Origin of the sequence: Domibacillus epiphyticus (assembly GCF_001975785.1) — a bacterium.
GTDB lineage: Bacteria > Bacillota > Bacilli > Bacillales > Domibacillaceae > Domibacillus > Domibacillus epiphyticus.
The window spans coordinates 123,768-136,249 of the sequence record NZ_MSFI01000008.1 but is presented as its reverse complement, the minus strand read 5'-3'; the positions used below and the strand labels follow the sequence as shown (position 1 = coordinate 136,249).

Annotated in this window: 14 protein-coding genes; 11 read left to right on the top strand and 3 right to left on the bottom strand. The window is 42.0% G+C overall.

The window, feature by feature from the left end; genetic code table 11:
• Positions 1 to 76: 76 nt before the first annotated feature.
• Positions 77 to 790: a 3-ketoacyl-ACP reductase gene (locus BTO28_RS05305; protein WP_076764509.1), complete on the bottom strand. Its 714-nt coding sequence runs from the start codon at positions 788 to 790 to the stop codon at positions 77 to 79.
• Positions 791 to 985: 195 nt separating this feature from the next.
• Between BTO28_RS05305 and BTO28_RS05300 the strand changes: the two genes are divergently transcribed.
• The 7 genes from BTO28_RS05300 (at position 986) to BTO28_RS05270 (ending at position 7,074) form a co-directional block, all read left to right on the top strand.
• Positions 986 to 2,176 (top strand): acetyl-CoA C-acetyltransferase, encoded by a 1,191-nt coding sequence (locus BTO28_RS05300; RefSeq protein WP_076764508.1) that lies wholly within the window; start codon positions 986 to 988, stop codon positions 2,174 to 2,176.
• Positions 2,177 to 2,268: 92 nt separating this feature from the next.
• A complete protein-coding gene (locus tag BTO28_RS05295; protein WP_076764507.1) occupies positions 2,269 to 2,589 on the top strand; it encodes a YbjQ family protein in 321 nt (106 codons plus the stop codon).
• Positions 2,590 to 2,644: 55 nt separating this feature from the next.
• Positions 2,645 to 3,091 (top strand): HXXEE domain-containing protein, encoded by a 447-nt coding sequence (locus BTO28_RS05290; protein ID WP_076764506.1) that lies wholly within the window; start codon positions 2,645 to 2,647, stop codon positions 3,089 to 3,091.
• Between the two features lie 101 nt (positions 3,092 to 3,192).
• A complete protein-coding gene (locus tag BTO28_RS05285) occupies positions 3,193 to 3,651 on the top strand; it encodes a small multi-drug export protein (RefSeq protein ID WP_076764505.1) in 459 nt (152 codons plus the stop codon).
• Positions 3,652 to 3,657: 6 nt separating this feature from the next.
• Complete coding sequence (nfsA, locus tag BTO28_RS05280) at positions 3,658 to 4,386, top strand: oxygen-insensitive NADPH nitroreductase (RefSeq protein ID WP_076764504.1); 729 nt, start codon at positions 3,658 to 3,660, stop codon at positions 4,384 to 4,386.
• Positions 4,387 to 4,406: 20 nt separating this feature from the next.
• Entirely contained in the window at positions 4,407 to 5,627 is a 1,221-nt protein-coding gene (locus tag BTO28_RS05275) for a hypothetical protein (protein ID WP_076764503.1), read from the top strand.
• A gap of 247 nt (positions 5,628 to 5,874) precedes the next feature.
• Entirely contained in the window at positions 5,875 to 7,074 is a 1,200-nt protein-coding gene (locus tag BTO28_RS05270; RefSeq protein WP_076764502.1) for an MFS transporter, read from the top strand.
• Between the two features lie 434 nt (positions 7,075 to 7,508).
• Here the strand turns inward: BTO28_RS05270 and BTO28_RS05265 are convergent, their stop codons facing one another.
• Positions 7,509 to 7,751 carry a hypothetical protein gene (locus BTO28_RS05265; protein ID WP_076764501.1) on the bottom strand — a complete coding sequence of 81 codons (243 nt, stop codon included), beginning with the start codon at positions 7,749 to 7,751 and terminating at the stop codon, positions 7,509 to 7,511.
• A gap of 474 nt (positions 7,752 to 8,225) precedes the next feature.
• Here BTO28_RS05265 and BTO28_RS05260 point away from each other — a divergent pair, with 474 nt between their 5' ends.
• From BTO28_RS05260 to sda, 4 genes are all read left to right on the top strand, one after another.
• Complete coding sequence (locus tag BTO28_RS05260; protein WP_076764500.1) at positions 8,226 to 9,374, top strand: DUF3238 domain-containing protein; 1,149 nt, start codon at positions 8,226 to 8,228, stop codon at positions 9,372 to 9,374.
• A 202-nt stretch (positions 9,375 to 9,576) separates the two neighbouring features.
• Entirely contained in the window at positions 9,577 to 9,843 is a 267-nt protein-coding gene (locus tag BTO28_RS05255) for a hypothetical protein (protein WP_076764499.1), read from the top strand.
• A 208-nt stretch (positions 9,844 to 10,051) separates the two neighbouring features.
• A complete protein-coding gene (locus BTO28_RS05250; RefSeq protein WP_076764498.1) occupies positions 10,052 to 11,212 on the top strand; it encodes a CapA family protein in 1,161 nt (386 codons plus the stop codon).
• A gap of 194 nt (positions 11,213 to 11,406) precedes the next feature.
• On the top strand, positions 11,407 to 11,529 hold the full coding sequence (gene sda / locus BTO28_RS05245) for a sporulation histidine kinase inhibitor Sda (RefSeq protein ID WP_076764497.1): 123 nt from the start codon (positions 11,407 to 11,409) through the stop codon (positions 11,527 to 11,529).
• A gap of 60 nt (positions 11,530 to 11,589) precedes the next feature.
• On the opposite strand, the gene BTO28_RS05240 is transcribed toward sda, so the two are convergent.
• Positions 11,590 to 12,375, bottom strand: coding sequence for a nucleotidyltransferase domain-containing protein (locus BTO28_RS05240; protein WP_076764496.1), 786 nt, complete (start codon positions 12,373 to 12,375; stop codon positions 11,590 to 11,592).
• Between the last annotated feature and the right edge of the window lie 107 nt (positions 12,376 to 12,482).

The following is a 12,482-nucleotide window of genomic DNA, read 5'->3' as shown; positions in this document are numbered from 1 at the left end:
CTCCAATTGTCAGATGGTGTCTAACAATTGGGGTGCAGTTCATTATCCGGGTTTTTTCGTTTTTCAAAAGCCTTTGTTATGGGTTAGTAGACCATAAACCAGCTGATTTGATAAACGTACGGCTGTTTAGTTTAAGTTGAGCCACAATAAATTCAGCTAAGTCTTCCGGCTGCATCACTTTATCAGGGTTGCCATCTGTCAATTTGTTTTCGTAAGCTAAATCAGTTGCGACGGTGCTTGGCGTTAACGCACTGACACGGATATTATGTTTTCTCACTTCAAGTGCAAGTGATTCAGTCAATCCAAGGACAGCGAACTTTGAAGCGCTGTACGCACTTGTTACCGGTGCTCCTTTTTGGCCGGCTGTGGATGAAATGTTAATAATGTCACCTGATTTTTGCTCGATCAAACCTGGTAAAACGGCACGGGTAACATTGTAAACACCCATTAAGTTGACATCAATAATGTTTTTCCACTCGTCCGCTTCCAGTTCAAGGAACCCGCCGAATTTCGCGATGCCGGCGTTGTTGATTAAAATATCGATACTGCCGAGTTCGCTTCTTAATGAATCCACCGCTTTGGTGACCTCTTCCAAGTTCGATACATCAGCTGAGGCATATGCAACTTTTACATCGTTTAATTCGCCTGCTGTTTTCTTTAAATTTTCCTCAGAACGAGCGATCAATCCAACGTTTACTCCTTCTGCAGCAAGTGCCTGAGCAATTGCACGGCCAATCCCGCGTCCTGCTCCGGTAATAATCGCGTTTTTTCCTGTTAATGATTGTGGCATTCGTTTTCCTCCTCAAAAAATCTTTCTTTTAGCATACCACCGGTTGTATGTGCCCTGCTAATTATTTGCTTATGTATATTTACAGAAGTGTTTACTGTTTAAAGAGATATATACTGGAAGTTTGCATTGGAATAATAAAACAGTAATTTACTTATAGATAATGGAAATGTAAAATCTTACATAAGGGGGGATAATATGGTGAAAACGGTCATTCTAGAAGGGGCGCGAACGCCAATCGGCAAATTCGGAGGCGTGCTATCTTCATTAACAGCCTCACAGCTCGGAGGCAGCGCAATGAAAGAAGCTCTTCGCCGAGCGGGGGTAAAGACGGGAGAACTGGATGAGGTCATCTTTGGGAATGTATTGCAGGCAGGTCAGGGGCAAATCCCATCTCGTCAGGCTGCAAGGGAAGCTGAGATTCCATGGAATGTGAAGACAGAAACGATTAATAAAGTGTGTGCTTCAGGACTTCGCAGTGTGACCATGGCGGATCAAATGATTCGGGCAGGCGATGAAGAAATCATTTTGGCAGGTGGAATGGAATCTATGTCCAACGTGCCGTATGCGGTATTCAAAGCACGCTGGGGTGCTCGAATGGGTGATGTGCCAATGGTTGACTTAATGATTTATGATGGGCTTTCATGCAGCTTTACTGGTGTACATATGGGGACATATGGAAATGAGACGGCGGAAGAACTCGAGTTATCAAGAGAGGAACAGGATAAATGGGCGGCGAGGAGCCATGAGAGGGCTGTTGCAGCAATAGAAAACGGCATGATGAAGGAAGAAATTGTGCCTGTAGCAGTGCCGCAGCGAAAAGGAGAACCGATTGTGGTAGACACTGATGAATCTCCACGGAAAGGGACGACGCAAGAAGTGCTGGCAAAATTGAAACCGGTATTTGGGAAAGAAGGCACCATTACAGCCGGCAATGCACCGGGGATTAACGACGGAGCTGCAGCGCTCGTTTTAATGAGCGATGAAAAGGCAAAGAAAGAAGGAAAGTCCATTTTGGCCACGGTCATCGCTCATGCCGAATTGGCTGTAGAGGCAGGGAAATTTCCGCAAACACCGGGGCTCGTTATTAATGAATTATTAAAGAAAACAGGCAAGACTGTAGAAGATATTGATTTGTTTGAAATAAATGAAGCATTTGCTGCTGTAGCGCTTGCGAGTATTAAATTAGCCGGCCTCACCCCGGAGAAAGTAAACGTTAATGGCGGTGCTGTAGCGTTAGGGCATCCAATAGGAGCCAGTGGAGCGCGCATCATTTTAACCCTGGCGTATGAATTAAGGCGCCGGGGAGGAGGGACGGGCATTGCTGCTATCTGTTCGGGAAGCGGACAGGGAGACGCGATTATGATCGAAGTGTTAGCAAATAGATAAAATACCGATTAAAAAAAGAGCTCGCAGTTCTGTCAGAACTGCGGGCTCTATTGATGCTTCATGGTATAATAAGGAAAAGGGGGCATTATCTAATGATTATGACAACCACCTCAACGCTGGAGGGATATAAGATTCAACAGTATATTGGTGTTGTGAGTGCAGAAGCCATTATGGGAGCGAATATTGTACGTGATGTTTTTGCGAGTGTGCGCGACGTGGTTGGCGGGCGGAGCCAGGCATATGAAGAGAAGCTGACCGAGGCTCGCGAAATAGCGACGAAAGAGATGACGGAAAAAGCGGAGTCGTATGGAGCGAATGCGATCATCGGGATTGCTTTTGATTTTGAGACGCTCGGCACAGGGATGTTAATGTGTGTGGCAACCGGTACGGCAGTTAAAGCAGTTCAAAAGTAATCATATTTTTTGGGATTGCCTCGGGCAAACCCTTTCCTTTTTTGGAGGTGCTTGTATGGTCTACTGGTTGATCCCAATTTTATTTTTACTTCATAACGTAGAAGAATCATTTGGCATGACGGCTTATTTGCATAGCGAGTTTCAAATAATTATTTCGCAGCCGAATTTTAATGCGGCGATTTCAATCTTGACCGTCATCGTTTTTATGGTCATTTTCTTGTTTCACTTAAGGGCAATCAGATCAATCTACTGGATTGTGTTCATTCAGGGTGCTATTTTATTAAATTCGTTACAGCATGTTTTGTTGTGGGTTTCACTTTCCGACTATAATCCAGGCTTAATTTCAGCTATTATCATTCTTTTATTCTCCGTTTATTTGTTACATGTAAAAAAAACAGAAGTGTCAATAGGAAAGGGATTGATGACACTATTAGGCAGTCTCATTGCATACCCGCTGTTCACTTGGAGTGCGTTATGGATGGGTGGTTATTTTATAGAGTAGTAATTTAGCAGCGGTTTAATCGGAATTTTTAAAAGTGCTCATGGTTGCGCGGACTGTTTCCGTGATTTAAAGTTAAAGTAGTACATATTGGAGGAAAATATATGCAGATAGTGGAGTATGTGCTTGTGTTTATTGCAGCGGCGATTCCTTGGATGGAGATCGCGTTCGTCATTCCGGTGGGAATTGTACGCGGCTTGTCGCCATTCTGGGTCATGTTACTTGGCTTTACGGGTAATATGTTAACAGTACTTATGCTTATTATTGGCTATAAAAAAGTGGAAGAATGGGTGAAAAATAAGCTTAAAAAATCCGGGAAAACTGAGTTAAAGCAGACGAACAGAGCACGGGCAATTATGAGTAAATACGGTCTGCCGGGGCTGGCGCTGCTTGGACCTATTTTTATCGGGACCCACATTGCGGCGTTTATTGGCTTGTCGTTCGGTGCAAGTAAAAAATGGACGACGCTCTGGCTGACAATCAGCATTGGTTTGTGGACGCTTGTTTTTGGAATCGGGACGATGCTAGGCTTTGATTTTATCTTAAAACAAACGGAAGGATGATATCAAATGTTAGAATTGCTTAAATCTCATGCGTCTGTGCGCAAATATAAAAACGAACCCATTCGTGATGAAACGCTCCATGAGTTAATCGCGACGGCTCAGCATGCTGCATCTTCTCATTTTGTACAGGCGTATTCAATCGTCGACGTAACAGACTCGAACAAGCGGGACAAGCTGGCAGAGCTGTCTAAAAACCCGGTTCAAATTAAAGGAGCTGCACGTGCGCTTGTGTTCTGTGCGGACTTAAAACGTCTTGATTATGCGGCACAAAAACATGGGAAAACCGTAGAAGCCGGTACGACGGAAAACTTCATGGTTGCGGTTATTGACACAGCGCTTCTCGCGCAAAACTTTGTCGTGGCCGCAGAGGCAAAAGGTTATGGAATCTGCTATATTGGGGGCGTCCGTAACAACCCAGAGCCGATCAGTGAACTGCTCGGGCTGCCCGATCATGTCATCCCGTTGTTTGGATTGACGCTCGGTGTACCGGATGAAGCGAACGAAGTGAAGCCTCGCCTGCCGGTTGAAGCGGTTCTGCACACGAATGAATATAATGAAGCGAAATACGAAGAGTTATTGACTGCGTACGATGATGTGATTCGTACGTATTATGCGAAACGCTCGACAAATAACAAGTCAGCCGGCTGGACAGAAGGCATGGCCGACTACTTGTCGAAACCCCGCCGCGAGTATATGCTCGATTTCGTCAAATCAAAAGGATTTTTGCAAAAGTAACCGGAGGAATAAACATAAACATGAACGAGCAAATTCAGCAATGGATTGACACTGCGCAGGAAATGTTTGGCCTGTCATCGTTTACCCGCTGTGCAACAACGACTGGCTATGAAAAAAATGAAGTGAACGAAACTGATTACCGGCTGATAATGGAGTGGCTCCCGCCTGGAATGGAAGAACGGAAAGAAGAAGACCTGAACCCGGATGGTACTGCGGTGATTGAAGTAGACGTGAGATCAGGACTGTTAAAAAGTGTGGTATTCGTTGGAGGCAAAGCACCGCAGCGGGGCCTGACGTTTTTAACGGGCGATAAAAATGAAATTGTCCGCTGGGTGGAGCAGATGACAGGCTGGACGTATGGCAGACATTTTATCGACTCACAATCGAACCATACGTATTCATTCGAACTCGCATACAAGGGTGTTCCAGTTTCCCCGTCCGGTTCTATTCATGTGTCTCTTGATGATGAGAAAAGACTGACGTTTTTTTCTGTTTACGGCCAAGTACCTAAGGAAAACGTAATCGAAGAGACGTTTACCTTAACACTTGAAAGTATCCAAGATATCGCATTTAAACGGCTTGTATTTTGTGAAGTGCCGTCTGAAGAAGATGAAAAATGGATGCCTGTATACATGATTGATGAACAATTTATTTCGAATGAAACAGGAAAACCGGTTGTGGAAGAGTTAGAAGTGCTCGAATGGAAAACAAAGAAAAACATGAATGTAAAACGAAAGCTCATTCAATATACGCCGGATGAGATTGATGAAGAGAAGATTTTTGATTTTCCACCGCATCCGGATACAAAACCGATTACAAAAAAAGGACGCATGAAAGTGAAAGAAAACAGCCTGCTGTTCCTTCAAAGCTATTCGCCGAAAGAAAGTGGTCAGTGGGTGCTGTCAAATATTCGGCGGTCAAATGGAATGATTGAAGCAAGGCTGACAAATAAAACGGACGTGAGTGTCGTTCCGCGTTCATGGAAGCTGTTTCTCGATAAAGATTCATATGACGTTATCAGCTATCAGGATAACAGCTGGATGCTTGATCAGTTTGAGGAGTACAAAAATGCCGAAAAGGCAGAAATAACAAAGGAAGAAGCATTTGATGCGATTAAGCCTCACCTTCAATTAAAGAAAGTGTATGTGTTGGACGGAGACACATACCGCCTGTACGGACAGATCGACTGCCATTCTGCGATTCATGCAGTAAACGGCAAAGTCATTCATTTTGTACAATGAAAAAAAACGGCTGTTATGAGCCGTTTTTTCTTTTTTCCAGTATTATCAAACAAGTTGTAACGAGATGTATCCGGATATTTCACATGTAAATAGTGTATCATACGTACGATTCAAGCATTTCATGGCATAGAAGAACTCCTGTCAATAGGGCGCCAAACGATAGTCTTGCAAACAGCACTTGTTTTTTTACAATAGCCCGTCTATAGTTAATATGTAAAAACAACTGTAAAGACAGGAGTAAACAAAGATGACTGAAAAAACAATCTCACAGAAAAAATTGCTTGGGGTGGCGGGTCTTGGCTGGATGTTTGATGCAATGGACGTTGGAATGCTGTCATTTATCATTGCCGCATTAAAAGCAGATTGGCAGTTAACGCCAGAGCAGATGGGTTGGATTGGCAGTGTGAATTCGATTGGGATGGCGGTCGGCGCGCTCGTGTTTGGTGTATTTGCGGACCGTGTCGGTCGAAAGAATATTTTCATTATTACATTGCTCATGTTTTCAATAGCAAGCGGATTGTCCGCATTTACGACGACACTTGCAGCATTCTTATTTTTACGTTTTTTCGTCGGAATGGGACTAGGAGGAGAACTGCCGGTTGCATCGACGCTTGTGTCAGAAATCGTTCCTGCAAAAGACCGGGGCAGAGTGGTTGTTTTACTTGAAAGTTTCTGGGCATTCGGCTGGGTTTTAGCTGCAGTCATTTCATATTTTGTCATTCCTTCATATGGATGGCAGGCAGCGTTAATTATTGGAGCATTACCCGCATTTTATGCCCTGTATTTAAGGTTTAAGCTCCCCGATTCGCCAGCATTTTCAACTTCTGAAGCAGAGAAAAGGACCATCGTGCAAAATATGAGGGCTGTTTGGTCAAAAAATTATTCACGTTCGACACTTGTCTTATGGGTTGTCTGGTTTACAGTTGTATTTTCTTATTATGGCATGTTTCTCTGGCTGCCAAGTGTCATGGTCATGAAAGGATTCAGCCTGATTGAAAGTTTTGAATATGTGCTAATTATGACACTTGCGCAACTGCCGGGTTATTTTACGGCGGCATGGCTCATTGAACGTGCCGGACGGAAATTTGTGCTGATTACGTATTTACTAGGGACAGCTGCCTCCGCTCTCGTATTCGGGAATGCAGAAACGACCGCTGTCTTAATGGGTTCCGGTATTTTGCTTTCTTTCTTTAACCTCGGTGCATGGGGTGCGTTGTACGCTTACACGCCGGAGCAATATCCGGCTGTCATCCGCGCAACCGGTTCCGGTATGGCCGCATCAGTCGGACGGGTCGGGGGAATTTTGGGACCGCTTCTTGTAGGCTCGCTCGTCGCATCGGGACAAACCATTGGCCTTATTTTCGGAGTGTTTTGCGCGAGTATTGTCATCGGCGTAGTTGTTTTAGCTGTCCTTGGCAGGGAAACGAAACAAGTTGAATTGAACTAAAAATACCTTAAAAGTAAAAATAGCTCAACAGCCGTTGAGCTTATTTTCTTCTTCTAACTTTCGATGTTGATTGCTGATATAATTGTTTTGGAGGGAGAAAGATGAATAGATTTATTATACTTGGAGCGGCTGTTTTGGCTATTTTCTTTTTTGTCATCGGCACTGCCTTATATTACACTCTTTAATTGAACTGTAATATGATTTAATCTGCATGTCATAAGCATGTAACCGGTGCCGGGTATACTTGCCTCATGAAATAGTGAAAGGGGCGTATACCGCATGCAATTTTTTCTGTTAATGTTTATTTCGTTCATCGTTGCCATTGCGATTGCCAGCGGAGGGCTTCATTTATTATTTAAACAACTGCATAACTACTTAAATCAAGAACAAGAACGATAATGAAAACCGCCTGGATGCGCTCCGGCGGTTTTTTTTTAGGCGAGAAAAGAATAATAAAATGTGACAAAGAAAGCGAGTGCAAAAACTATGACAAAGATAATTCGCTGCTGCTTGTTTGCTTTTTTCATCATTGTGTCTTCAATTGTCATGAAAATGGCGATAATTGCGACTAAGATCGCGAACCGGCTCCAGCCGTCAGGATACGCCATAATCCCATATGTCAATGTGAAAATGATGAGTATTGTACGATAAATAAGTCGGAATTTTGATGAAGTCAAACGATCACGTCCTTTCACTTTATCGTAACGGAATTTGAAGAAGTTGTATAGATGATAAAGTTAGATGGAGAAACTATTGTAGAAAAATTCGACGAGGATATCTCGATATCCTTCTAGAAAAAATAACATCAAAGCATCCATCAGGAATAAGCGAGAGAGATGCTTTGTTTTGAATTGGCAGAACTAAGCAGTATCTTTACAATAGGAATAATTGACAGGCTTACTTCTTTGTATAGAGAAGTAAACGGATAAAAACGAAAAGGAATGATGTTTTATTTGAAAACACTTTTTTGAATGGACCGGAATAAGTTCTATCTATGAAAGGAAGCACAAGTCAGACGAAAATCGCAATGCGTAGACTGGATAAGCCCGGAGATCTTTTTATCGATGTATTAATCACCCTTTTATTTCCATTATCCACGTTTGTAACCAGTGCAAAATAGGGTATAGAACGAGAAGAAAGGTGGAGTCGATATGAACATACAATCGGTAAGTCAGACACCAGATAGTATTACATTCAGCTGGACGGGTGCCGGACAGTCGTATCGAATCTGGAAAGACGGAGTTGAAGTATATAATGGCCCAGACACTGAATTTACAGATAGTGGGTTAAGAAATGGAACGCTTTATTCCTATGTCATTGAAGGAGAGCAGTTATTAAAAATTCAGACGGCAACAGCAGTAGAGCGTAAAAATAAAAATTCTGATATTCCGTTGCAGGAACTCATTGTGACCACAGTTGTAAAAGATAACGAAATTGCAATCGCCTGGGAAGAAATAAAAGGGGTCAAACAATATGAAATATACAGGAATAACGAATATGCCGGAACAGTGAAAAAAGCAGGGTTTCAAGATACGAATCTCGACAATGACGAAATATATACATACCGGATTAAAGCAAAGCGTGTAATGGAGTTCGGTGAGGAAGATGGGACTAGTGAGCCATCTCTTTTTTCGAGGTTGCTACGCCTTATAAAATTCACGGAAAATGAAGATGATATGCTCGTTGAAACGTTTTTTATTGATAAAGAGATCGGCCGTCTTGGTTCGCATTTAACCCACAAACCTGTGGACATTGAAAAAGATTATTTCATTCGCTATACGACGTTTTTAAAAGATAAGTGGATTTTAAATCCGGTTTTTTTATCGAAAATCCGTTTTTTTGCGGGCGATAACCGCGGTTACAATGCGGATTCGAAACGGTACAGAACACGGGCCGATGTAACTGTGAAGGGAGAAACGGTATCCCTTGCACGTGATGTCGGCGCATCAGAAGGATATTCTTGGAATAAGAAAATGATTAAGAGGGACACGGCCTCGGACGAAGGAATTGAAATTAAGAGTATACGTCAAGATGAGGAGAAACTCGCATTTACGCTGCTCCATTCAGTTGGCAATCCTCTTGTGGCGGCACCTGCTATTGTATATGAAGTGTATATGACGTTTTATCATAACGGTGTGTTTGATTTTAGTGGTGAGCATGACGAAGCACCGCATCATGAGGTGTATATGAAGCGTGGCAAGGACTCATGGAAACCGTTGCATTTGTCGAAAAGCCGCGGTCTGGACCGCCTTGCTCCTCCAACAGCAAATCGTTTCTGGCGTGTGTCGAATTTAAGATGAGTGTAGAAAGTAAAAAGAAAAAATGAACAGAACAATCCCGACAATTCAGGAGGCTGTTTTAGTATAGACAAAAAAACTAATCTAATTTATGCCGCCAATACATATTAAACAAACTTTTTGAAAGAATATAAAATTGACGAAGAAGTAAGTTTGTTTTTATGCATAGTGATCGCAGGAGTAAAAGAAGAAAGGAGAAATAATCATGGTTATTGTTGCGTTTAGTGTGCTAATGGCTTTAGGATTGTTTATATTGTTAAATGGAATACGAAAGAAGGACAAAACACTTAACAGTTTTTTTATGTCGATTGTGTGGATGGTGTTGTCGGTTATTTTATACAGCATTAGTTTTTTAGGGCAGTTTGACAACGATTTTATGAGGATTGGGATCAGTTATGCAGCAATTTTATTCGGTATTTTGTTTGTACTGACTGCTTTAACTGCATCAGCGGCTAAGGAGCGAACTGAATAAACAAGAAGGGTGTGATGGGCTTTAGGCCCCTTCTTTAACCTATTGATCGGTATATGTATATCAAATCGGCTGTTTTTAGAAAAGATTTCATCAATAAAAAAACGTGCACTCACATGAACGAATACTTGAAAAATTGTCCATTGCTTCCTGCTTTTTTAATTTCTATTATAGTATAATAGTATAAAAGAAGCAGGGGGCTTATTTTTTTATGACGGGACAGAGAAGCGAGGAAAAAAGGAAGAAGCGAAGGTTAAAACGCTGGGTTCGATTAACAATATTAGCGCTGTTTTTATCTATTTTTGCAGCATTGATCGTGAATCTGCTGACAACATCTGATGAAAATGACTTAAATGACATAACGAAAAACAATACAGAACAAGAGCAGGATCAGGTTGCTGAACCAAAAGAAACAAAAGAAACAATTTCAATCAGTGCAGCCGGTGACTTCACTCTCGGTACGGATGAAACATTTACATATGAAGGGTCGTTCCCGCACGAGGCGGAGAAAAACGGGTTGGAACACTTTACGGCGGAGCTCGGCGGTGTGTTTGAAGAAGATGACCTGTCGACTGTCAATTTAGAAACGACATTGACTGAAGCGACCGAAAAAGCTGAGAAAAAGTTTCGTTTTAAAGGTGATCCGGAGTATACACAAATTTTGATAGACGGCGACATTGAAGCAGTTAACTTAGCGAATAATCACATACACGATTACTTGCAGCAGGGTTACGATGATACGATTGCGAATCTTAAAAAAGAAAAGATTGGTTATTTTGGCTATGACAATCAATACGTAACCGAAATAAAAGGCGTAAAAGTCGCTGCGCTTGGGTATGAAGGCTGGCAGGATTCAGCTGAAATTCGGGAGCAGGTGGAAGGGGACATTCAAAAGCTTCGAGATGACGGCGTTGAGATCATTATTGTTCATTTCCATTGGGGAGTTGAACGCAGCTACGTCCCGGAAGAATCGCAAAAGACACTGGCCAGGTTCACAGTGGATACAGGAGCAGACCTGGTTGTTGGGCACCATCCGCATGTTGTTCAAGGGATAGAAGAGTATAAAGGGAAATTTATCGTGTACAGCCTTGGCAATTTCATGTTCGGTGGCAACCGGAACCCTTCTGATAAGGATACGTTCGTTTTCCAGCAGACATTTCATTTGAAAAACGGGAAATTAACGGATCAAAAAGAGATTAACGTTGTCCCGTTCTCGATTTCATCGCTTACAGAGCGGAACAACTACCAGCCGAAACGACTTCAAGGTGCGGAAAAACAACGCGTCATGAATAAGATTATTGAGGTATCCAATCAAATTAATGGAACAAATGCAGAATGGATGAACTATCAAAAAGAAACAACCGGAAATTAATCTCCGGTTGTTTCTTTTTGAAAAACTGCTTAGAAATAGGCGAGGCCTGTTGGTAAAATGGCTGGTGTTTTAATGTAACCGCTTAACTATATGACGAAAAAGTGAACTTTATGAAAATAGTAACAAATGTGCTAAAACATGTTTAATCCGCTCCGAAAAAAGGTATAGACCCTTTGTGATGGAGGAGGAAAATCATGAATGAGTTTAGTGACGCACTTATGTTATCTACATACAAAAAAGCGGTTGAGCTAGAGCTTGAACCTGCTTTTATCCAGCTGCTTAAGGAAGAATTAGAAAGAAGACAATTACAGCTATAAGCTGTTTGTTGAATACAAAATGCCTGATCCAATCTGTTGGGATACAGGCATTTTTTTCGGTCATCCCCATACTTCTTTAAGCGTATCCCGAAAAAGCTGATCAAGTGTAAACGTCGGATCGGTTATTTTCACATTTATTCTTTTGGTTGAGGATTCCAAGCGTGCGATCTCATCTGTCAAAAAGTCTTTGATTAAGTCAATGCGGGGTTCTGATCCGATCATGTCACCGGTCATTTTTCGCTTCAAAAGGATGTCAATTTTCGTTCTTACTTCTCCATTCGGTACAAATCGTTCAAGAAGCTGTTGAAATTCGAGCGGTGGGAATTCATTTAACTGTTCAATCCATTTTGCGGCAAGTACTGGCCGTAGTGCATTAAAATACATTTTCATTTTTACTTGCTCCCCATGCAATAATGCTCCAACATTTTTGTTCGCCATATTTAAATAATGATGTAAGCATGATGCAGGAGAAATAATGGAATTGTTCAGCTTTTTCATTTGATGAATTGTGGAAAATGCCTCGTAATAAATGATGGTTGAGTGCAGCCATTCTAAAAGAGGGGGATTTGATTTCCGAAACAGTTTCAAGGCTTTCGTCAGTTCCCACCCGCTAACATCGAGCAAGTCGTTCATCGGCACATCGATCACATCGCGCTTTTTTCCAATACCAACTGGATCAATACTCAAATAAGTTTCTGGTGGATGTACGTAAATAAACCGCACATCATAATCGCTATACCTTGAAGGAAATCCCCATGCACGGCTGCCGGATTCGCATGCGTACAGGACCTTGACATTGTAATCAGATTCCAATTTCTTTAGTGTATTTATTATTGTTTTCCTCACAAAATCCCTCCCTTGAATTACTTTATGTATTTTGGTGTATATGAACCCGTTTTTCACCAAAAGTTTTGCTTCATCCAATTCCGTGCGTCAATTGCATCCTGCCGGCT

Bases quoted from the DNA above. Each gene is read 5' to 3' on its own strand.
- BTO28_RS05305 (WP_076764509.1), bottom strand. From the start codon at position 790: ATGCCACAATCATTAACAGGAAAAAACGCGATTATTACCGGAGCAGGA.
- BTO28_RS05300 (WP_076764508.1), top strand. From the start codon at position 986: ATGGTGAAAACGGTCATTCTAGAAGGGGCGCGAACGCCAATCGGCAAA.
- BTO28_RS05295 (WP_076764507.1), top strand. From the start codon at position 2,269: ATGATTATGACAACCACCTCAACGCTGGAGGGATATAAGATTCAACAG.
- BTO28_RS05290 (WP_076764506.1), top strand. From the start codon at position 2,645: ATGGTCTACTGGTTGATCCCAATTTTATTTTTACTTCATAACGTAGAA.
- BTO28_RS05285 (WP_076764505.1), top strand. From the start codon at position 3,193: ATGCAGATAGTGGAGTATGTGCTTGTGTTTATTGCAGCGGCGATTCCT.
- nfsA (WP_076764504.1), top strand. From the start codon at position 3,658: ATGTTAGAATTGCTTAAATCTCATGCGTCTGTGCGCAAATATAAAAAC.
- BTO28_RS05275 (WP_076764503.1), top strand. From the start codon at position 4,407: ATGAACGAGCAAATTCAGCAATGGATTGACACTGCGCAGGAAATGTTT.
- BTO28_RS05270 (WP_076764502.1), top strand. From the start codon at position 5,875: ATGACTGAAAAAACAATCTCACAGAAAAAATTGCTTGGGGTGGCGGGT.
- BTO28_RS05260 (WP_076764500.1), top strand. From the start codon at position 8,226: ATGAACATACAATCGGTAAGTCAGACACCAGATAGTATTACATTCAGC.
- BTO28_RS05255 (WP_076764499.1), top strand. From the start codon at position 9,577: ATGGTTATTGTTGCGTTTAGTGTGCTAATGGCTTTAGGATTGTTTATA.
- BTO28_RS05250 (WP_076764498.1), top strand. From the start codon at position 10,052: ATGACGGGACAGAGAAGCGAGGAAAAAAGGAAGAAGCGAAGGTTAAAA.
- sda (WP_076764497.1), top strand. From the start codon at position 11,407: ATGAATGAGTTTAGTGACGCACTTATGTTATCTACATACAAAAAAGCG.